This window comes from Pseudomonas sp. MOIL14HWK12:I1, assembly GCF_000510705.1.
Taxonomy (GTDB): domain Bacteria; phylum Pseudomonadota; class Gammaproteobacteria; order Pseudomonadales; family Pseudomonadaceae; genus Chryseomonas; species Chryseomonas oryzihabitans.
Genome location: NZ_AZNY01000006.1, coordinates 182654 through 202862, shown reverse-complemented (window position 1 = coordinate 202862; position 20209 = coordinate 182654). Strand labels below are relative to the sequence as shown.

16 protein-coding genes and 4 tRNA genes are annotated in these 20209 nt (G+C 61.3%); 12 read left to right on the top strand and 8 right to left on the bottom strand.

Annotation, left to right across the window (positions count from 1 at the left end; translation table 11 throughout):
• Positions 1–50 precede the first annotated feature (50 nt).
• Positions 51–1076: an outer membrane protein assembly factor BamD gene (locus tag PSEK12I1_RS0104980; protein WP_007160812.1), complete on the bottom strand. Its 1026-nt coding sequence runs from the start codon at positions 1074–1076 to the stop codon at positions 51–53.
• Between the two features lie 188 nt (positions 1077–1264).
• Here PSEK12I1_RS0104980 and rluD point away from each other — a divergent pair, with 188 nt between their 5' ends.
• The 11 genes from rluD (at position 1265) to PSEK12I1_RS24735 (ending at position 12821) form a co-directional block, all read left to right on the top strand.
• The gene (rluD, locus tag PSEK12I1_RS0104975; RefSeq protein ID WP_027600851.1) at positions 1265–2224 is read left to right on the top strand and encodes a 23S rRNA pseudouridine(1911/1915/1917) synthase RluD; all 960 of its coding nucleotides are present in this window, start codon (positions 1265–1267) and stop codon (positions 2222–2224) included.
• Complete coding sequence (gene pgeF, locus PSEK12I1_RS0104970) at positions 2221–2952, top strand: peptidoglycan editing factor PgeF (protein ID WP_081737464.1); 732 nt, start codon at positions 2221–2223, stop codon at positions 2950–2952. Before rluD ends, pgeF begins: the two co-directional genes overlap by 4 nt.
• Before the next feature lie 129 nt (positions 2953–3081).
• Entirely contained in the window at positions 3082–5646 is a 2565-nt protein-coding gene (gene clpB, locus PSEK12I1_RS0104965; RefSeq protein WP_027600849.1) for an ATP-dependent chaperone ClpB, read from the top strand.
• A gap of 163 nt (positions 5647–5809) precedes the next feature.
• Positions 5810–5885 (top strand) — tRNA-Asn (locus tag PSEK12I1_RS0104960).
• Between the two features lie 10 nt (positions 5886–5895).
• A tRNA-Pro gene (locus tag PSEK12I1_RS0104955) sits at positions 5896–5972 on the top strand.
• 5 nt (positions 5973–5977) lie between these two features.
• Positions 5978–6053 (top strand) — tRNA-Lys (locus PSEK12I1_RS0104950).
• A gap of 335 nt (positions 6054–6388) precedes the next feature.
• The gene (locus tag PSEK12I1_RS0104945) at positions 6389–6922 is read left to right on the top strand and encodes a GspH/FimT family pseudopilin (RefSeq protein WP_027600848.1); all 534 of its coding nucleotides are present in this window, start codon (positions 6389–6391) and stop codon (positions 6920–6922) included.
• Entirely contained in the window at positions 6923–7519 is a 597-nt protein-coding gene (pilV, locus tag PSEK12I1_RS0104940) for a type IV pilus modification protein PilV (protein ID WP_027600847.1), read from the top strand.
• A 3-nt stretch (positions 7520–7522) separates the two neighbouring features.
• A complete protein-coding gene (locus tag PSEK12I1_RS0104935) occupies positions 7523–8308 on the top strand; it encodes a PilW family protein (protein WP_027600846.1) in 786 nt (261 codons plus the stop codon).
• Positions 8305–8913, top strand: a complete 609-nt coding sequence (locus PSEK12I1_RS0104930; RefSeq protein WP_027600845.1) for a PilX N-terminal domain-containing pilus assembly protein — start codon at positions 8305–8307, stop codon at positions 8911–8913. Before PSEK12I1_RS0104935 ends, PSEK12I1_RS0104930 begins: the two co-directional genes overlap by 4 nt.
• Positions 8910–12821 (top strand): pilus assembly protein, encoded by a 3912-nt coding sequence (locus PSEK12I1_RS24735; protein ID WP_231500981.1) that lies wholly within the window; start codon positions 8910–8912, stop codon positions 12819–12821. Before PSEK12I1_RS0104930 ends, PSEK12I1_RS24735 begins: the two co-directional genes overlap by 4 nt.
• Before the next feature lie 70 nt (positions 12822–12891).
• On the opposite strand, the gene cyoE is transcribed toward PSEK12I1_RS24735, so the two are convergent.
• The 6 genes from cyoE to PSEK12I1_RS0104895 all read right to left on the bottom strand — a co-directional run bounded on the left by cyoE (position 12892) and on the right by PSEK12I1_RS0104895 (position 18145).
• The gene (cyoE, locus tag PSEK12I1_RS0104920) at positions 12892–13779 is read right to left on the bottom strand and encodes a heme o synthase (protein ID WP_223855368.1); all 888 of its coding nucleotides are present in this window, start codon (positions 13777–13779) and stop codon (positions 12892–12894) included.
• 11 nt (positions 13780–13790) lie between these two features.
• Positions 13791–14129, bottom strand: coding sequence for a cytochrome o ubiquinol oxidase subunit IV (cyoD, locus tag PSEK12I1_RS0104915; protein WP_007160921.1), 339 nt, complete (start codon positions 14127–14129; stop codon positions 13791–13793).
• Positions 14129–14743 carry a cytochrome o ubiquinol oxidase subunit III gene (locus PSEK12I1_RS0104910; protein ID WP_027600197.1) on the bottom strand — a complete coding sequence of 205 codons (615 nt, stop codon included), beginning with the start codon at positions 14741–14743 and terminating at the stop codon, positions 14129–14131. The genes cyoD and PSEK12I1_RS0104910 overlap by 1 nt, the downstream gene beginning before the upstream one ends.
• Before the next feature lie 4 nt (positions 14744–14747).
• Positions 14748–16736, bottom strand: coding sequence for a cytochrome o ubiquinol oxidase subunit I (gene cyoB, locus PSEK12I1_RS0104905; protein WP_007160923.1), 1989 nt, complete (start codon positions 16734–16736; stop codon positions 14748–14750).
• Between the two features lie 3 nt (positions 16737–16739).
• A complete protein-coding gene (cyoA, locus tag PSEK12I1_RS0104900; RefSeq protein ID WP_007160924.1) occupies positions 16740–17663 on the bottom strand; it encodes a ubiquinol oxidase subunit II in 924 nt (307 codons plus the stop codon).
• A 406-nt stretch (positions 17664–18069) separates the two neighbouring features.
• Positions 18070–18145: transfer RNA gene (locus PSEK12I1_RS0104895), tRNA-Thr, on the bottom strand.
• A gap of 290 nt (positions 18146–18435) precedes the next feature.
• Between PSEK12I1_RS0104895 and PSEK12I1_RS0104890 the strand changes: the two genes are divergently transcribed.
• The gene (locus tag PSEK12I1_RS0104890) at positions 18436–19434 is read left to right on the top strand and encodes an SDR family oxidoreductase (protein ID WP_027600842.1); all 999 of its coding nucleotides are present in this window, start codon (positions 18436–18438) and stop codon (positions 19432–19434) included.
• 64 nt (positions 19435–19498) lie between these two features.
• Here PSEK12I1_RS0104890 and PSEK12I1_RS24240 read toward each other — a convergent pair whose 3' ends face one another.
• Positions 19499–19999: a pilin gene (locus tag PSEK12I1_RS24240; protein ID WP_027600841.1), complete on the bottom strand. Its 501-nt coding sequence runs from the start codon at positions 19997–19999 to the stop codon at positions 19499–19501.
• Positions 20000–20209 lie beyond the last annotated feature (210 nt).

The window sequence follows — 20209 nt, the reverse complement described above, 5'->3', positions numbered from 1 at the left end:
AATAAAAAAGGGGAAGCCACTGGCTTCCCCTTTTCATGTCTGCTGCCGGATCAGTCGAACAGACCAAAGGTCAGGCGGCTGAACCAGGAGCGCTTGGCCGGCGCCGGCGTCGCGCCGCCGGCCTTCTCGGCTTCGGCCGGGTCGACGATGCGTAGCTCGGGCGCCAGGTTGTCGCGCTCTTCCTGGTACTTGCGCTGGATATCCTGGCTGGCGCGGGTCTCGCCGGGCGGCAGCGGATCGCTCGGGCGATCGATCAGGCCCAGGGTCGCACGGGTCAGCCAGGAGCGCTGCTGATCCTTGTCGTCCGGCTCGCGCAGCTGGAATTCGCCATCCTTGAGGCTGACGTTGTCCGGGTAGTTGAGCTTGAGGGTTTCCAGGCTGGTGGCCGCCAGGTCGTTGAGACCCAGGTGCTTGTAGGCTTCGGTCATGATCGCCAGGCCATCGCCCACCGACGGGGTGCCCTGGAAGTTCTCGACCACGTAGCGACCGCGGTTGGCGGCGGCCACATAGGCCTTGCGGGTCAGGTAGTAGTGGCCGACGTGCACGTCGTAGGCCGCCAGCAGGTTGCGCAGGTAGACCATGCGCGCCTTGGCGTCCGGGGCGTAGCGGCTGTTGGGGAAGCGGCTGGTGAACTGGGCGAAGTCGTTGAAGGAATCGCGCGCCGCGCCCGGGTCACGCTTGGTCATGTCAAGCGGCAGGAAGCGCGCCAACAGGCCGCGGTCCTGTTCGAAGGAGGACACGCCCTTCATGTAGTAGGCGTAGTCGACATTGGGGTGTTGCGGATGCAGACGGATGAAGCGATCCGCCGCCGTGCGCGCCGCCTCGGGCTCGCCATTCTTGTAGTTGGCGTAGATCAGCTCGAGCTGGGCCTGCTCGGCATAGCGACCGAAGGGATACCGCGACTCCAGGGCCTTCAGCTTGCTGATGGCGTCCGTGTAGCTGCTGTTGGAAATATCGCGCTGAGCCTGGGTGTAGAGCTCGCCTTCCGGCAGATTTTCCGGAACCTCGGGCGCTTTCGAGGAGCAGGCGGCGGTGAGGACTAGGCTGGTGACCAGCAGCAGGTGCTTCAATTGCATGGCGGCTTGGATTCCCCGAAACGGTCGGCGGTGCAGGGATGAGCGCGGAGAGCGCTCACCTAGCCTGTGACGGGGCCGGAACCGTCCTGTTATGATGATCGACCCGGAATGCCGGGGCAAAAAAGTCGCCGTATTTAACCACAGGGTCGGGCCGATTCCAAAAGCCCTGCCATTGCCCGCGCAGATCCATGTCCGAATCCATCGTTCTTAATGCCGAAGTCCCCTACGAGCTCGGTGGCCAGCGCCTCGATCAGGTCGCTGCCCAGCTGTTTGCCGAACACTCCCGCTCGCGTCTCGCCGCCTGGATCAAGGACGGCAGCCTGACCGTCGACGGCGCCGTGCTGCGTCCGCGTGACACCGTCCATGGCGGCGCCCAGCTGGCGCTGCGCGCCGAGCGCGAGGCCCAGGGCGAGTGGGTGGCCCAGGACATCGAACTGGACATCGTCTACGAAGACGATCACCTGCTGGTGCTCGACAAGCCCGCCGGGCTGGTGGTGCATCCGGCCGCCGGTCATGCCGACGGCACCCTACTCAATGCCCTGTTGCACCACGTGCCTTCGCTGGACAGCGTGCCGCGTGCCGGCATCGTTCATCGCCTGGACAAGGACACCACCGGACTCATGGTGGTGGCCAAGACCCTGGAGGCCCATACCCACCTGGTCGCCCAGTTGCAGGCGCGCTCGGTGAGTCGCGTCTATGAAGCCATCGTCGCCGGGGTGATCGTCGCCGGCGGCACCGTCAATGCGCCCATCGGCCGTCACTCCCAGCGCCGCCAGCAGATGGCGGTGATCGCCGGGGGCAAGCCCGCGGTCAGTCACTACCGGGTGCTGGAGCGCTTCCGTGCCTATACCCATACCCGGGTCAAGCTCGAGACCGGGCGCACCCACCAGATCCGCGTGCACATGACCCATGTCGGCTTTCCGCTGGTGGGCGATCCGGTCTATGGCGGTCGCTTCAAGATTCCGCCGGCGACCAATCCGACCCTGGTCAAGACCCTGCGCGAATTCCCGCGCCAGGCACTGCATGCGCGCTTCCTCGAACTGGATCATCCGGTGACCGGCGAACGCCTGCGCTGGGAGTCGCCGCTGCCGGAAGACCTGGTCTGGCTGCTGGATCTGCTGCGCCAGGATCGGGAATCCTTCGAATGATCGGTGCCGACTGGCTGCGGCCGGACTGGCCGGCGCCGGTCGGCGTCCAGGCCTGTGTGACCACCCGTGCCGGGGGCGTCAGCCAGGCGCCTTTCGACAGCTTCAACCTGGGTAACCATGTCGGTGACGATCCGGCTGCGGTCACGGAAAATCGTCGACGCCTGGGCCAGGCCCTGGGGTGCCGGCCGGCCTGGCTCGAACAGGTCCATGGCACTGCCGTCGTCGAAGCCGATCCGACCCGGGTGCTCCAGGCCGATGCTGCCTGGACGGCCACGCCCGGCATCGCCGTGACCATGATGACCGCCGATTGCCTGCCGGCCCTGTTCTGCCGGCGGGACGGCTCCCGCGTCGCGGCGGCCCATGCCGGCTGGCGCGGTCTGGCGGGTGGCGTGCTGGAAGCGGCTGCGGCCAGTCTGGAGGTCGCTCCCGCCGAGGTGCTGGTCTGGCTGGGTCCCGCCATAGGGCCGGCCAGTTTCGAAGTGGGCGCCGAGGTGCGTGAGGCCTTTGTCGCCCAGCACGCCGAGGCCGAGCGGTGTTTCGTGGCCAGGGGCGGGGACAAATACCTGGGCGATCTCTATGCCCTGGCCCGGCTGCGCCTTGCGGCTCGGGGCATCACAGCAGTCCATGGTGGTGGCTTCGACACCTTCGCCGACAAGGAGCGCTTCTTTTCCTATCGGCGTGGCGCGCGGACCGGTCGCTTTGCCAGCCTGATCTGGATCAAAGCCTAAGTATTTTTTCGAATGTCAAGCCTCTGTGGCTTGAATCGTTAGGCATCGCCCCTATCTAAAGGTCATTCCCGCGGGTAATCGAAAGCGCCCTCTGCTGCGCCATCCCGCGTCTCAGATAGGACCTTGCCCATGCGTATAGACCGTTTCACCAGCAAATTGCAGCTCGCCCTGGCGGATGCCCAGTCCCTGGCCGTCGGCCATGACCACCCGGCCATCGAGCCGCTGCACCTGTTCTCCGCGCTGCTCGACCAGCAGGGTGGTTCCATTTCCCCGTTGCTGCGCCAGGTCGGCTTCGACCTCGCCAGCCTGCGCAAGACTCTGGCCGAAGAGCTGGACAAGCTACCCAAGATCCAGAATCCCACCGGCGACGTGAATCTGTCCCAGGATCTGGCGCGCCTGCTCAATCAGGCCGATCGCCTGGCCCAGCAAAAGGGCGATCAGTTCATCTCCAGCGAGCTGGTGCTGCTCGCCGCCATGGACGAGAACACCCGCCTCGGCAAGTTGCTGCTGGGGCAGGGCGTCTCGCGCAAGGCGCTGGAGAACGCCATCAACAACCTGCGCGGGGGCGAGGCGGTTAATGACCCCAATGCCGAAGACAGCCGCAAGGCGCTGGACAAGTTCACCGTCGATCTCACCAAGCGCGCCGAAGACGGCAAGCTCGACCCGGTGATCGGGCGGGACGACGAGATCCGCCGCACCATCCAGGTCCTGCAGCGCCGCACCAAGAACAACCCGGTCCTGATCGGTGAGCCCGGCGTCGGCAAGACCGCCATCGCCGAGGGCTTGGCCCAGCGCATCATCAATGGCGAAGTGCCCGATGGCCTCAAGGACAAGCGCCTGCTGGCCCTGGACATGGGCGCGCTGATCGCCGGCGCCAAATTCCGCGGCGAATTCGAAGAGCGCCTCAAGGGCGTGCTCAACGAACTGGCCAAGCAGGAAGGGCGCATCATCCTCTTCATCGACGAGCTGCACACCATGGTCGGCGCCGGCAAGGCCGAGGGCGCCATGGATGCCGGCAACATGCTCAAGCCGGCCCTGGCCCGTGGCGAGCTGCACTGCGTGGGTGCCACCACCCTCGACGAGTACCGCCAGTACATCGAGAAGGACGCGGCCCTGGAGCGGCGCTTCCAGAAGGTGCTGGTGGACGAGCCGAACGAGGAAGACACCATCGCCATCCTGCGTGGCCTCAAGGAGCGCTATGAGGTGCACCACAAGGTGGCCATCACCGATGGCGCCATCATCGCCGCGGCCAAGCTGTCTCATCGCTACATCACCGATCGTCAGCTGCCGGACAAGGCCATCGACCTGATCGACGAGGCCGCCAGCCGCATCCGCATGGAGATCGACTCCAAGCCGGAGGCCCTGGATCGTCTGGATCGCCGGCTGATCCAGCTTAAGGTGGAACGTCAGGCGCTGAAGAAGGAAGAGGACGAGGCCGCGCGCAAGCGACTGGAAAAACTCGACGAGGACATCGCCCGCCTCGAGCAGGAATACGCCGATCTGGAAGAGGTCTGGAAGGCGGAAAAAGCCGAGGTCCAGGATTCCGCCCAGTTGCAGCAGCGCATCGAGCAGGCGCGCACCGAGCTTGAGGCTGCTCGCCGCAAGGGTGACCTCAATCGCATGGCTGAGCTGCAGTACGGCACCATCCCCGATCTGGAGCGCAGCCTGCAGATGGTCGATCAGCACGAGAAGCCGGCCAACCAGCTCTTGCGCAACAAGGTCACCGAAGACGAGATCGCCGAGGTGGTCTCCAAGTGGACCGGCATTCCGGTCAGCAAGATGCTCGAAGGCGAGCGTGACAAGCTCTTGCGCATGGAAGAGGCCCTGCACAACCGGGTGATCGGCCAGGACGAGGCGGTTACCGCCGTGGCCAATGCCGTGCGCCGGTCGCGGGCGGGGCTGTCCGATCCGAATCGCCCCAGTGGTTCCTTCCTCTTCCTCGGCCCGACCGGGGTGGGCAAGACCGAACTGTGCAAGTCGCTGGCGGAGTTTCTCTTCGACACCGAAGACGCCATGGTGCGCATCGACATGTCCGAATTCATGGAGAAGCACTCCGTGGCTCGCCTGATCGGAGCACCGCCCGGCTATGTCGGCTATGAAGAGGGCGGCTATCTGACCGAGGCCGTGCGGCGCAAGCCTTACTCGGTGGTCCTGCTGGACGAGGTGGAAAAGGCTCATCCGGATGTCTTCAACATCCTTCTGCAGGTGCTCGACGACGGGCGTCTGACCGACAGCCAGGGCCGAACCGTGGATTTCCGCAATGCGGTGATCGTCATGACCTCGAACCTGGGCTCGGCGCAGATCCAGGAGCTGGTCGGCGATCCCGATGCCCAGCGCGCAGCGGTGATGGATGCGGTGGCCAGTCACTTCCGCCCCGAGTTCATCAACCGGATCGACGAGGTGGTGGTGTTCGAGCCCCTGGGCCGCGAACAGATCGCCGGCATCGCCGAGATCCAGCTGCAGCACCTGCGGCAGCGCCTGGCCGAGCGTGACCTGCAACTGGAGCTGTCGCCCGAGGCCTTGGACAAGCTGGTGGCGGTGGGTTACGACCCGGTCTACGGTGCCCGTCCGCTCAAGCGGGCAATCCAGCGCTGGATTGAAAATCCGCTGGCCCAGCGCATCCTCTCGGGCGCCTTCGCGCCGAACAGCCGCATCGAGGGCAGGGTAGAGGGCGACGAGATCGTCTTCGCCTAGGAAATGACCGGGCGATCCCAGGGGTCGCCCGGCCTTTCGCATAAATTTGTGAAAAAACAGCAGGCTAGGTGTTGACGTCTGTTTCCACTTCCGTAAAATGGCGCACCTCACTTACGGCAAAGCCCGAAAGGCACTGACGTAAGAGGGGTTGGAAGATCGAAATTCCGCGATAGCTCAGTCGGTAGAGCAAATGACTGTTAATCATTGGGTCCCTGGTTCGAGTCCAGGTCGCGGAGCCACTTCCATTCTCGGGGTATAGCGCAGCCCGGTAGCGCGCCTGCTTTGGGAGCAGGATGTCGGGAGTTCGAATCCCCCTACCCCGACCATATTTGGGTCGTTAGCTCAGTCGGTAGAGCAGTTGGCTTTTAACCAATTGGTCGTAGGTTCGAATCCTACACGACCCACCATTTTTACCAGAAACCCTCCGCAAGGAGGGTTTTTGCGTTTCTAGGGCATCGTTTTCTCTGTCCGAGATCTGGTCCCTCTGCCTGTGAGGCGCCGACCCCACCAGGGCTCAGGGCTAAGTTGCTCTCTCAAATCCCCCTGCTTAGAGCAGACTCTGGAACAGGCCGTGTTCTGGTCTGCCACTCTCGCTTCTGCCCGCCGCGCTCTATTTCGCCCATCTCCGGCGAACGCCTTGATCCAGGTGGTTACCCGCGCCTATCGAAGCGATAGCCGGTCATAGCGACTGCCTGAGCCCTTACTACTATCAGGTGAAGTCACGGGTTTTCAGGCGGTGGGGATGCAGTCGAAGCGCCTCTCGGGTTTCACGCTCATCGAGGTCCTGGTCGTCATAGCGCTGCTGGGCATCGTCACGGCGCTGGCGGCACCTGGCTTCGCGAGCCTGGTGCAAAGCAACCGTGTCCAGGCGGCAGCGGGGGAGTTGCAGCGCGCTCTCTATTACGCGCGCAGCGAAGCCATGAGTCGCGGTGTGAACGTCGTCGTCACCACGGATCCGGAGGATGCCAACGGCTGGATGGGCGCGCTGAGGATCACCACGGCCAAGACCGTGGTGCTGCCCACTGCCGAAGTGTTGCGGCAGTACAGCGGGGGACTGGGCAACGGCGTCAACGGAACCGGATCCCTGGGCGGTACCCCCCTGACCAGTCTGACCTTCCAACCCAATGGCAGCCTGAAACTCAGCGGTGAAGCCACCATTCGCGTCTGCGCTACCAATGCGCTCACCCAGGGCAAGCAATTCACCCTCAGTCAGGGCGGGGTGCTGACGGTGAGCGAGTATGTGCCTAACCGTGCCAGCGCCGTGGGGTGCAGCTAGATGAAGCGCTGGCAAGGGGGGTTCAGCATGATCGAGGTGCTGGTCAGTCTGGTGATCATTTGCATTGGCGTGCTGGGCATGGTGGCCCTGCAGACCCGCAGTGTGGCGCTGTCCCAGGATTCGGTGCAGCGCAGCAATGCCATGGTATTGGCCAACGACCTGCTGGAGTTGATGCGCAGCAACCGCGATCAGGTGGTGGTGAGCGACAAGGTCAAGATCGACGGGGCCTACATCAAGCAGCCTGGTACCAACTTTCGCACCAAGGCACTCGATGCTGGCAAGACCTGCCTGACCCGGGATCGCTCTGCAGGCGGGGAAACGGTCGCCGGGCAGGATCTGGGATGTTGGCTGAATCAGGTAAAGGCGCTGCTACCCGTGACGGATGCCCTGATCGCCAGCAGTTTCGCGGTCTGTCCGGCGTCCGGCGTACCGAAACTGCCGTCCAGCGATCCTGCAGGCAACACGACGCCGCTGGGTGCCTGCGAGACCAATGCGGTGGCACCGGTGATGGTGGTGGTTGCCTGGCAGGACGTCAGCAACGATTCGCTGAATTGTCCCAAGGGCGTCTGCTACTACGCCTTGCGCTCGGAGCTGTAGGCCATGCTCATCATGTCGCGTAGCCAGAAGGGTTTTTCACTCATCGAGATGATGATCGCCCTGACCGTGGGTACCTTTCTGGTGTTGGGCGTCTCGCAGATCTATATCAACAACAAGCGCAGTTTTCTCTTCCAGCAAGGCCAGACCGGCAATCGCAACAATGCCCAGTTGACCTTGCAGGTACTTGATCGGCAACTGGCACGGACCGGCTTCCGCGCGGAAATCCGTTATCAGGGTAGCCTCCAAGCAGCCTTTCCGGCGGTCGGTGAGGTAAAGGATACCGATGACATCAGCTGTCCAGCTTTTGCCGCTGGCGCCACCTTCGCGGCGACCACGGACAGCGCCAATGCGCCCACCGGCGTCTGCATTCGCTATCAGGGCGCATTGGACAGCAAGGACCAGGACTGTCTGGGCAACCCCATCCCGCGGGTGAACCTCAATGCCGGCGGCAACGTGCTGCTCAAGCTGCGCTACACCGCGGGCAATACCCCGGGCGGGGGCACCCTGAGCTGCACCGTCTGGAGCGAGCGTGGGGGCGCGTTGACGCGCAAGGGCAGTGCGGTGCTGGTGCAGGGGCTGCAGGATTTTCGCTGGTCCATTCCGCCCAAGGCGGATGCACCGGCCGTGCGCTACGCGGCGTTGCTCAGCACCACGGAGGCATTAACCAGCGATGTGGCCAGCAACACGGCTGCCAATTGGCAGACCCTGACCGGCCTGCAGATCGCGGACGCCAGTCGACCCATGCAGATACTGCAGAGCACCGTTACCCTGAGGAATCTGGCGCTATGAGTCCGGTCATTGGCAGGCAGCGCGGCGCGACCTTGCTGATCGCCCTGGTGATGTTGCTGCTGCTGTCGCTACTGGCCGCCTCCAGCATGCGTCAGACCTTGCTGCAGGCCCGCAGCGGCGGCGCCGCTTTGGAAAACACCCAGACCTTCAATGCGGCGGAGGCGGCGTTGCGCGAAGGTGAGCGGCGATTGGTGGCTGTGAGTCGTCAGCCTGATTTTATAGCTTTCAGTTCAGGCTTCTCCAATTGCACAGATAGTAATAACTCCCTTGCGCTGCCGCTTAAGTTGGCTTTCCCAGACGACTCTAAGCCGCAGCTCTGCATTCTCAGTAAGAATTTCGATCTATCCACCAGTAGCCTGACCCAAAGCTGGGCATTAGCAGCACTGCAGCCTGCCGGAACAGATCGTGCCATTTCCTATAAAGGGTCGGATGGTAAAGCTAAATTTAACGGATACCTGAGTTGGGCCGTAACAGTGATCGGTAGTAGTTCGGTGGATGTATCAAAGCCTACAAGCAACCTGTTTCGAGTCACGGCAGTTGCTAAAAATCCTGAAGGGCGCTTTCCGGTAATTCTGCAAAGTATCGTCGCCCTGGAGGTGCCATGAGTCGGGCTGCGTTAGGCATTGGAACTCTGGTCCTCCTATTAACCTTGGCCGCACCTGCGACGCAGGCCGCGGCCTTGAATCTCAGTCAGCAGCCATTGTTCCTGACCAATAGTGTCGGTCCCAATCTGTTCGTCACGCTGGATAACTCTACCAGCATGCAGATGGCGGTTGTGCCGGATGCGTCGAATACCGATGCCATCCGACCAACCCGTCGCGCTAAATCGGCGGCTTTCAATAGCCTCTACTACAACCCGGCGATTACTTATCCGGCGCCCTATGCGGTGAGCTACAGCACTACGGGCGGACTGACCCGTACGCGACTGGCGACCAGCTTTACCAGTGCCTACGTAAACGGCTATCGACCGAGCTTGGGTAGTGTCAATCTCGCCACCGACTACCGCGTGAGCTGGAGCTATAACCCTAATTTGGTGACTACAGATCCCAATGTGGCGCGGGGTAATGCCTACGGAAACCCGGGGCTGCAGAACAATAGCCCGAGCATGCTGGCGGAGAACCCGTCTCAGGATTTTTTCAGTAGTGGTACTTACCGTGGAACAAGCGCGACCTATGGCAGCCTCACGCTGCTCAATATCTTGTTGGGTGCCGGCTTCACCGAGAACATCAACGGTGCCCAAGTCAGTATCAGTGACGCCTCCCTGCTTGAGCGCCTGCTGACAGGAGCTGCGCTCAACGGTGGCTGTACCGCGAGCATTGCCAATACGGCGGCGGTCACCTACAGCAATGTTACCTGTACCCGAAACGTGGACTATGGACTGCTTGGGGTGGTTTCCTCGGTCAACTACACAGTCACCGCCAATACCAACATTTCTGCTGCCATCACTGGCGTACAGGCCTACTACTATCTCTACGATACGACGCTCAGCACCTGTCTTCCCGTCGCCTTGCAGACCGAGGGCTGTTACCGGCGGGTACTGGTCGGCAGCTCTTCCGGTCCCAACGGGACGGACGAAAGGCAAAACTTCGCCAACTGGTATTCCTTCTATCGCAGTCGCGCCCTGGCGGCTCAAACTTCGACCAACCTGGCCTTGGCGGATGCGTCGGAAAATCTCCGGCTTGGCTGGCAGGCACTGGGAACCAGCGACAGTTGCATCCTGGTAGCGGCCAATGCCAACTGTCGCGGTATCAGCAACTCCGGTTCAACTGCCTACGATAATCGGCTGAGACCCTTTACCGGTGCGCACCGAGCCGCTTTCTTCACCTGGCTCGGAGAAGTCTATTACAACCAGAGCACGCCGCTGCTCCAGGCGGTTGCTCGCGTTGGCGAACTGCTCAAGACCAGCGGTAGCAACAGTCCATATGCGTACGATCCGGGTAATAGCGAGTCGCCTGTCTACGGCTGTCGCGCCAGCTACAGTCTGGTGGTGACCGATGGTATCTGGAACTCTGCGCTGAATTCCGGCAACGTCGATGGTACAGCCGCAACCCTTCCGGACGGGCAGCAGTACTCACCACAGGCACCGTTCCAGGACACTACGGCCAGCACTCTCGCAGACCTGGCCTTTCTCTACTGGCGCACCGATGCCCAGCCCGGTCTCGACAACAAGGTGCCGCCCTACAATACCGTGACCAGCAATGAGGTCCGGGGGACCACTACGCTTTCGCCCTATTGGAATCCGCGTAACGACCCAGCCACCTGGCAGCACCTCACGGGGTTCTACGTGGGTATCGGCTTGAGCAGTGCGCTGATCAATCCGGATTGGGATGGCGATACCTTTGCCGGCGGCTACGCTGGCTTGGCCGCAGGTACTACGTCCTGGCCAGTGGCGGGTGCAGACAACTCGGTCAATCAGAACAATGTCTATGACCTCTGGCACGCGGCAATCAATTCGCGGGGGGAGTTCTTCAGTGCGGAAAATGCCAGCGACCTGATCACCTCTCTTGGCAAGGTCATCACGCGGATCACCCAGTCCACCAGTGTCGGCGCGAGCCAGACCGTATCGCCCACCCGGGTAGGGGACACCAACGCGCTCTTTACCTATTCCCCATCCTTTTCCAGTGCCGACTGGAGCGGTGATGTCATCAAGTACCAACGCACGGGTACCACCCAGACGCGGATCTGGAGTGCCGCTCAACAACTCGATGGCAGGTTTGCTCCGGGTAATACCGCCTTCGGCACCCGCAAGATCTACATGGCCAAGGGCGGCGCCTTGACCGATTTCGCCTGGGCGAATCTGAATACCGATCAACAACTCAGGCTCAACAAGGCCTCCGGTGGTGCCACCGACACCTATGGCAGTCGCCGGGTGGATTATCTGCGCGGCGATCGCAGTCTGGAGTCGCCCGGGGCCACGCCATCGTTTCGACCGCGTAGCCATATCCTCGGTGATATCGTGAACTCTTCTCCAGTGGTGGTGGACGGTCCCAACAGTCCCATCGCCCTGATGAATGCGACCGTCGGAGACAATTCCTACGCCACGTTCCGCACCACCAATGCGGCTCGTGAGCGACGTATCTATGTCGGTGCCAACGACGGCATGCTGCATGCCTTCAACGATCAGGGGCAGGAGGTCTTTGCTTTCGTTCCCAGCGCGGTCATCGGCAATCTCAACCGACTGACCGAGCGCAGCTATAACGGTGGGGGCCATCAGTCCTATGTTGACAACACGCCAGTGGTAGGCGACGTCTATTTCAACGGGGCCTGGCGCACGGTACTGATCGGCACGCTGCGCGGGGGAGGGCGGGGCATCTTCGCGCTGGATATCACCAATCCCAATGCCCCAGCGCTGCTCTGGGAAAAGTCGGACGCGGATGCCAGCTACAAGGACCTGGGCTTCACCTACGCGCAGCCGATCATCACCCGGCTGCATACCGGTGGTTGGGCAGTGGTGGTCAGCAACGGTTACAACAGTGCGCAGGACAACGCCGTGCTCTATGTGATGAACGTGGCCGACGGCAGCCTGATTAAGGCCTTGCCGGCCAGCGATAACATCGCCACACCCAACGGCCTGAGTTCGCCCTTCGTGGCCGATGTCGATGGCGACCTGATCGCCGACTATGCCTATGCCGGTGACCTCCACGGCAATCTCTGGCGCTTCGACCTGATCGGCACCTCCCTGACCGCAACGGCCGCAGCAGACAACTTCCGTGTTGCCTTCGGGGGGCGGCCCCTCTATACCGCCCAGGCTAGTAGCCTGGCGCCCGGTACCACCAATCTGGTCCAGCCGATCACCGCCAGTCCTTCAGTCGTGGCTCATCCCAGTGGAACGGGGCATCTGGTGCTCTTTGGTACCGGTAAATACCTCGAGGCCAGCGATGCCCTCGCCAATACCAGCAAGGCCATGACGTTCTATGGCATCTGGGATCGCCAGACCGATGGGGCGGCGGCCAGCAGTACTCCGGTACTGACGATCGCCAACCTCCAGCAGCAGACCCTGGGTACCGACCAGCGCATCAGCTACATCAGTTCTGCCGGCTCCAGCGTCAGCAGTACGGCGAACACCCTCTCCACGACGTCGGTCAGCTATGACGCCACTACGGCGACCAATGGCAAACAGGGCTGGTATCTGAACCTGCCCTTGAATGGCGAATTGGTAATCAACAAGCCCCAACTGTTCAGCGGCACCCTGCTGATGAGTTCGCTGATTCCCAGCACCGACGCCTGTACCGCTGGGGTCGCCACCTACCTCTATGCTCTGGATCCCTACACTGGCGGCAACAACAGCGGCCTGTTCAACCTGGGGACGGATACGGTCTATGGGCGTATCCAGCTCGATGGTCTGCTCGGTGGGATCGTGCCCTTCGTCTACGGTGATGGCACTTTCAGCATGGAAGGGACCCTGGCGGATGCGGCGATCTATGGCAGCGACAGCAAGTCGCCGAATGGCTTGCGGGGTGACCTGCCCGCCAGTCGCCGCCAAACCTGGCGCGTCATCACCAACCAGGACTAGCGGCAGCAGCTTTCACGCAGGCATGAAAAAGCCCGGCACTGGGCCGGGCTTTTTCATGGAACGGTGCGTCTCAGCGTGCGTAGGTCAGCAGCACGTCGCCCGGGATCTGGAAGTCCACCGACATCATGACGCTCAGGGCGGTGATGGCGATGATGGAGAACCCGAACAGCTTGCGTGCCCACTGGACATCGTTCTCGGCCTGATAACCCATGAAGGCCAGGCGTAGCCACCAGGCCCCGATCACGGCGGCCACTGCCAGATAGACGTAGCCGGCGTAGCCGAGCACGGTCAGCAGCAGGGTGGCGGCCATGAAGGCCACGGTGTACCAGACGATGTGACGCTTGGTCACCGAGATCCCCTTGGCCACCGGCAGAACCGGAATCGAGGCCGCGGTGTAGTCCTTGAGGCGGAAGATGGCAATGGCGTAGGAGTGCGGCATCTGCCAGAGGCAGAAGATCAGCAGCAGCACCGCAGCGCCACTGTCGAATTGGCCGCTGGCGGCGCAGTAGCCGATCACCGGCGGTGCGGCACCGGACAGGCTGCCGACCAGGGTGCCGTATACCGAGGTGCGCTTCAGCCAGAGGCTGTAGAGCCCTACGTACACCACGAAACCCATCACCGCGAAGGCGGTGGCGACCGCATTGGTCGCCACGTACAGCAGACCCACCCCGGCCAGGCCGAGGAGGGTGGCATAGGCCAGCGCCACCTTCGAGGAGATCGTGCCCTGGACCAGCGCACGATTGCGGGTTCTTTCCATCTTCTGATCGATGTCCATATCGATCACGTTGTTGAACACACAGCCGGAAGCAATGACCAACGACACCCCGATAGCCGTCGCCAGCAGCAACAGCGGGTCGATGCTCCCTTTGGAAGCCAGGAAGAACCCGCCGGCAACCGAGATCAAGTTGCCGAAGATGATGCCCGGCTTCGTCACGAGAAGGTACTTCTTGATCATCACGTCGGCCCGGTTCAGTGGATCATCATGTTCTGGTGCATGTGGTACATGATCCACAGGGATCCCACGACCAGGATACCGACGATGACCACGGTGAAACCAAAGGAGATCACGTTCCAACGCTGCTCTTCGGAGGTGTTCAGGTGCAGGAAGAAGTACAGGTGCACCAGCAGCTGTACCACCGCCATGATCACCACGATCGCCAGGGTCGCGCCCTTGGAGAAGGTGGGAAACATCACCAGGCCGAAGGGAATGACCGTCAGGATGACCGACAGGATGAAGCCGACCATGTAGCTCTTGAAAGTGCCATGGCTCTCGGCGGTATGCCCGTGGGCGTTATGGTCGTGCGCCATTACAGCACCCCCATCAGATAGACGATGGTGAAGACGAAGATCCAGATGATGTCCAGGAAGTGCCAGAACAGGCTCAGGCACGACAGGCGGGTCACGTTGGTGGTGGTCAGACCCTTGGAAGAGATCTGCAGCATCAACACGATCATCCAGATCAGACCCGAGCTCACGTGCAGACCGTGGGTACCGACCAGGGCGAAGAACGCGGACAGGAAGGCACTGCGATCCGGACCATAGCCCTCATGGATCAGATGGTTGAACTCATAGAGTTCCATGCCGATGAAGCCGGCACCGAACAGCCAGGTAACCGCCAGCCAACCCAGGACGCCACCCTTGCTGCCATGATGCTGGGCGATCATGGCGAAGCCGTAGGTGATACTGGAGAACAGCAGCAGGAAGGTTTCGACCAGGACGAACGACAGTTCGAAGATGTCCTTCTGGGAGGGGCCATCGGCATGGGCCCCGCTCAGGACTGCATAGGTCGCGAACAGCGTCCCGAACAGAATGCAGTCGGTCATCAGGTAGGACCAGAAGCCGAAGGTCTTCATCGATCCGGCGTCGTGGTGCCCATGCTCCTCGGCATGGGCGACTTCGTTATGCATAACTTGATTCGCCATTGGGTTAGGCCTGCTTCAATTTCGCCAGGGACTGAATGCGCGCGGTTTCGATGCGTGCCACTTCTTCCGCTGGTACGTAATAGTCGACGTCGTCGTCGTAGCTGCGGACAACCGCAGTGACGATGCAGCCCACGAAGCTGGCGATGGCCAGCCACCAGATGTGCCAGATCAGGGCGAAGCCAAGGATCAGGGCGAAGAGGCTGATCACGATACCGGCGCCAGTGTTGCGCGGCATGTGGATCTGCTTGTAGTCCGCATCCTTCTTCTCGGTGATGCCTTTCTCTTTCATGCCCCAGTAGGCGTCGATGTCGTGCACTTCCGGCACTTCAGCGAAGTTGTAGAAGGGCGGCGGCGAAGAGGTCGACCATTCCAGGGTACGGCCATCCCACGGATCGCCCGTCACGTCCACGTTCTCCGGCAGGTTGCGGTCGCGGATACTGACGTAGAACATCCACAGCTGGCTCAGGATGCCCAGGGCAATGATGCCGGCGCCGATGGCGGCGGTCACCAGGAAGGGATGCCAGTCGGGGTTGTCGTAGTGGTTCAGACGACGGGTCATGCCCATGAAGCCCAGCATGTACAGCGGCATGAAGGCGACATAGAAGCCGATCAGCCAGCACCAGAAGGCCTGCTTGTTCAGCTTCTCGTTCAGCTTGAAGCCGAAGACCTTCGGGAACCAGTAGATCATGCCGGCGAAGTAGCCGAACACGGCGCCGCCGATGATCACGTTGTGGAAGTGGGCGATCAGGAACAGGCTGTTGTGCAGCACGAAGTCGGCACCCGGTACCGCCAGCAGGACGCCGGTCATGCCGCCGATGCTGAAGGTCACGATGAAGCCCAGGGTCCAGAGCATCGGCGAGGTGAACTGGATGCGGCCCTGATACATGGTGAACAGCCAGGTGAAGATCTTCACCCCTGTCGGGATCGCAATGATCATGGTCGCGATGCCGAAGAAGGCGTTGACGTTAGCGCCCGAGCCCATGGTGAAGAAGTGGTGCAGCCAGACGATGAAGGACAGCACGGTAATGGCTACCGTTGCCCAGACCATCGAGACGTAGCCGAACAGACGCTTCTTGCTGAAGGTGGAGGTCACTTCCGAGAACACGCCGAAGGCCGGCAGGATCAGGATGTATACCTCGGGGTGGCCCCAGGCCCAGATCAGGTTGGTGTACATCATCTGGTTGCCGCCGGCTTCCGCGGTAAAGAAGTGGAAGCCCAGGTAACGGTCCAGGGTCAGCAGCGCCAGGGTCACGGTCAGGATCGGGAAGGCTGCCATGATCAGGATGGCAGTACACCAGGAGGTCCAGGTGAAGATCGGCATGCGCATCAGGGTCATGCCCTTGGTACGCATCTTCAGCACGGTCACGAAGAAGTTGACGCCGGTCAGGGTCGTCCCGATACCGGAGAGCTGAAGGGCCCAGATGTAGTAGTCCATCCCTACGCCTGGACTGTACTGGATGCCTGACAGCGGCGGATAGGCCACCCAGCCGGTCGCGGCGAATTCGCCCACGAACAGCGACATCATGATCAGCACGGCACCGGCCACGAACAGCCAGAAGCTCAGCGAGTTCAGGAAGGGGAAGGCCACGTCGCGGGCACCGATCTGCAGCGGGGTCACCACGTTCATCAGGCCGGCCACGAACGGCATCGCCACGAAGAAGATCATGATCACGCCGTGGGCGGTGAAGATCTGGTCGTAGTGATGGGGTGGCAGGTAGCCCTCGGCGCCACCGGAGGCGATGGCCTGCTGGCTACGCATCAGGATGGCGTCGGAGAAGCCACGGAGCAGCATGATCAGGGCGACGATGAAATACATCACGCCGATCTTCTTGTGGTCGACGGTGGTCAGCCACTCTTTCCAGAGGTAGCCCCACTTGCCGAAGTAGCTGATCGCTCCCACCAGTCCCAGGCCGCCCAAGGCAACCACGATGAACGTTACGAGAATGATCGGCTCGTGATACGGAATATCCGCGAGAGTTAATTTACCGAACATGACTTATTCCTCGGTACCGTGTTGACCGCCGTGCTGGCTCATGTCCATCACGTGATCGGTCTGCTTGCTGAAGTCGGACTTCATGAACTTCTTGATGACCGTTCTGAACAGATCCGGCTCGACCGTCGAGTAGTAGGCGACCGGCTGCTTCTCGCTGGGCTTGGCCAGCTCGGTGTAGCTCGCCTGGTCCAGGGTCTTGCCACCCGACTGCTTGACCTTGTTTACCCAGGCGTCGAAATCACCGGCGGTGGGTACCGCGTGCACGGCAAAGATCATGTCGGAGAAGCCGGCGCCGCTGTAGTTGGCAGAGCGACCTTCGAATTCGCCGGGATGATCGGCGATCAGGTGCAGCTGGCTCTGCATGCCGGACATGGCATAGATCATGCCGCCCAGGGCCGGGATCGACAGGGTGTTCATGACCGACTCGGAGGTGATCTTGAACTGCACCGGACGATTCACCGGGATGGCGATCTCGTTCACCGAGGCGATGCCTTGCTCGGGATAGATGAACAGCCATTTCCAGTCCATCGAGACCGCTTCGATCACCAGCGGCTGCTCGGAATGGTCGAGCGGCTTGAAGGGATCCAGCTCGTGGGAAGTCTTCCAGTTCAGGATGCTCAGGAACACCACGATGGCCAGGGGGACCAGCCAGACCACGGCTTCGATCTTGTAGGAGTGAGCCCAGTTCGGGGTGTACTTGGCTTCCTTGTTGGTAGCGCGGTACTTCCAGGCGAACAGGAAGGTCATCACGATGACCGGGATCACCACGATCAGCATGAGGCCGAACGCTGTGTAGATGAGGTTGCGTTCTTGCACGCCGATGGAGCCTTTCGGATCCAGCAGCACGGCGTCGCACCCGCTGAGCAGCAGCGCGGCGGCACCGGCCAGAAGCCAACCGGTTGGTTTTAGATACTTCGTTAGTTTCATCTCACGACCTCAGTAGAGCGGCTCATCGTGGTTATTCTCTCAACGTGCCTGTCGCCAGCCTCATGCTCCGCAACGGACAGGCATCCGTGCGGCAGGCTGATGGATTGCAGAAATTGCGGGATTTCGCAGCGCGGTATGGTGCCACAGAGGGGCTGGATATTCGACCCTTTGGTCAGCCGCCGTTCAGGTGTTGCCGCCCGTCAAGCAAGCCGAAATCAGGCGGTGTAAGGCACTGTCATGCGCTGGGTAAGAGTAGCCGAGGGACAGGGAGCCGCCAGTTTGCTCCGGCGTTTGCCGTCGGCTCGCACGCAAGGTGCAGATCGGAAAGGAGCGCAGAAAGACGCGGCCCAAGGCGGCTAAGGCCTTGAAGGCGTTGAAAAGAGCGAGGAGGGATGAAGCGGAGGGATGGTGCCGGAGATAGGAGTCGAACCTACGACCTTCGCATTACGAATGCGCCGCTCTACCAACTGAGCTACACCGGCACGAAGCTTTCAATGATAAGTCTTCGGTCATCTGCTGTGCAAGCCTGGTCGTCGTGCCTGTGCCAAGGCCTGTGGCGATGTGTCGCACTGCTGCCTGCCGCTTATTTCGCGATTCGTCAATGCTTCTCGGCCTGACGTGATTTCTGCGCGCGAAGGTCAGCGGTCAGGGCGGCATGCATTCGGGAAACCTTTACGGGAGTCGTCATACCTAAACCTTCGCGGATCCAGCCTTGCCGCAGCTTCGACCCCATGATCCTGCCAATAGATAGCTGCCCATGCGGAGAGCCTCGATGACCGATTACTCCCTTACCCGTCGTAACGTGCTCGTCGGCTCCGCCGTGGGGCTCGCCGCCGCTGCTTCAGGCGCTGCCGTCGCTCAGGATGGCAGCAGCGCAACTCGTCCTGCCAAGCCACTGCAGGACCCGCGCACCAAGTACACCCGCGAGCCTTTCAAGGAGCAGCGCCAGGAGTGGCCGGCGCTCACCAGCAAGATGGAGCCGCGTCCTGACCATGGCGAGACCAGCTATCACGGCTCGGGCCGCCTGGCCGGGCGCAAGGCCCTCATTACCGGCGGCGACAGCGGCATAGGGCGGGCGGTGGCCATTGCCTTCGCCCGGGAAGGGGCGGATGTGGCCATCAACTACCACCCTTCCGAAGAATCCGACGCTCAGGAGGTGGTCAAGCTGATCCAGGAAGCCGGCCGCAAGGCCATCACCCTGCCGGCTGACATCCGTACCCAGGAGGCTTGCGAAGACGTGGTGAGCAAGGCCATCCAGCAACTCGGCGGCCTGGATCTGCTGGTGAACAATGCGGCCTATCAGCAAAGTAAGGCCGACATCCTCGAGATCACCGACGAACAATTCGACCGCACCTTCAAAACCAACGTCTATCACGTTTTCCGCTTCAGCAAGGCAGCCATCCCGCACCTGTTGCCGGGCGCCAGCATCATCAATACCGTCTCGGTGAATTCCTACGATCCCGGCGAAGAGCTGATCGACTACGCCGCGACCAAGGCCGCCATCCTCAACCTCACCAAGGGCATGGCCAAGCAACTGGCCAAGAAGGGCATTCGCGTCAACGCCGTGGCACCGGGTCCGGTGTGGACGCCGCTGCAGGTGGCGGGTGGGCAATTGGAAGGACAGATGAAAGAGTTTGGACAGGACACGCCGTTGGGGCGGGCAGGGCAGCCGGCGGAGTTGGCGGGGCTCTATGTAGCTTTGGCTGAGGAGGATGCGAGTTTTAGCACGGGGACGGTGGTAGGGGCGTTTGGGGGGAAGGGGATGCCTTAGCTCATAACCATTACTATCTGTTTAATAGCGAGCCCGGCGAATGCTGGGCTCACTATCGCAGTAATTAAGTTCCCGCAGTGCAGTTGCTCGGACGAATGCCGTCTGGCAGGCTCGAAGTGCAATCCCAATTCCCGTTAGCTACGGTGTAGGTAAGCGAAAGAGTTTGCCCTTTGATTTTGTCGTTTACGCCATTCTGTTTGAATGTGGCCGTGAGCTTGCAGGAGGTAGTTCCATTGGGCGTTGCAGTAATACTTTGAACGTATTTGCCACTCAGGGTATAGCCATTGCTGCTGTTAAGTGCACCAGCGGGAACTGCTACTACAGGAGGGTTAGCAGTTGAGTTGGCAGCGACGGCATCTGCTGCACTACAAGCTGTAGCCAACCCTGAAGATCCCGCGATGTCAACTAAAGGCGTCTTTAGGCCTGCTAACAAGTTTGTCGCTTCTGCAGCCTGTGCACGAGCAGTGTAGTTCTGATATTGCGGAATTGCGATTGCCGCCAAAATACCAATGATCGCAACTACGATCATCAGTTCGATCAAGGTAAAGCCTTTTTGAGCGTTCATACCAAGTCTCCGAGGTTGGATCAGGCCAACGTGCCTGTTTGAGGTATAGCACAGGCCGTGCCAAAGAAAAGTGGCGACTGCAGCACGTTTTTTTCGCGATTAGCGTCAATAAAGGGGCAGCTCGTGACAAAAAATGTCAGCTGTCTGGCGCCATTTTGCGGGCGGTCTGGGGGGTGCTATAACGCCTGCTGTAGCCAAGGGTGGGAATGA

Coding starts and splice junctions, on each gene's coding strand:
- cyoD (WP_007160921.1), bottom strand. CDS start 14,129: ATGGCGCACGACCATAACGCCCACGGGCATACCGCCGAGAGCCATGGC.
- rluD (WP_027600851.1), top strand. CDS start 1,265: ATGTCCGAATCCATCGTTCTTAATGCCGAAGTCCCCTACGAGCTCGGT.
- pgeF (WP_081737464.1), top strand. CDS start 2,221: ATGATCGGTGCCGACTGGCTGCGGCCGGACTGGCCGGCGCCGGTCGGC.
- cyoA (WP_007160924.1), bottom strand. CDS start 17,663: ATGAAACTAACGAAGTATCTAAAACCAACCGGTTGGCTTCTGGCCGGT.
- PSEK12I1_RS0104935 (WP_027600846.1), top strand. CDS start 7,523: ATGCTCATCATGTCGCGTAGCCAGAAGGGTTTTTCACTCATCGAGATG.
- PSEK12I1_RS24735 (WP_231500981.1), top strand. CDS start 8,910: ATGAGTCGGGCTGCGTTAGGCATTGGAACTCTGGTCCTCCTATTAACC.
- PSEK12I1_RS0104945 (WP_027600848.1), top strand. CDS start 6,389: ATGCAGTCGAAGCGCCTCTCGGGTTTCACGCTCATCGAGGTCCTGGTC.
- PSEK12I1_RS0104930 (WP_027600845.1), top strand. CDS start 8,305: ATGAGTCCGGTCATTGGCAGGCAGCGCGGCGCGACCTTGCTGATCGCC.
- pilV (WP_027600847.1), top strand. CDS start 6,923: ATGAAGCGCTGGCAAGGGGGGTTCAGCATGATCGAGGTGCTGGTCAGT.
- clpB (WP_027600849.1), top strand. CDS start 3,082: ATGCGTATAGACCGTTTCACCAGCAAATTGCAGCTCGCCCTGGCGGAT.
- PSEK12I1_RS0104910 (WP_027600197.1), bottom strand. CDS start 14,743: ATGGCGAATCAAGTTATGCATAACGAAGTCGCCCATGCCGAGGAGCAT.
- PSEK12I1_RS0104890 (WP_027600842.1), top strand. CDS start 18,436: ATGACCGATTACTCCCTTACCCGTCGTAACGTGCTCGTCGGCTCCGCC.
- PSEK12I1_RS0104980 (WP_007160812.1), bottom strand. CDS start 1,076: ATGCAATTGAAGCACCTGCTGCTGGTCACCAGCCTAGTCCTCACCGCC.
- cyoB (WP_007160923.1), bottom strand. CDS start 16,736: ATGTTCGGTAAATTAACTCTCGCGGATATTCCGTATCACGAGCCGATC.
- PSEK12I1_RS24240 (WP_027600841.1), bottom strand. CDS start 19,999: ATGAACGCTCAAAAAGGCTTTACCTTGATCGAACTGATGATCGTAGTT.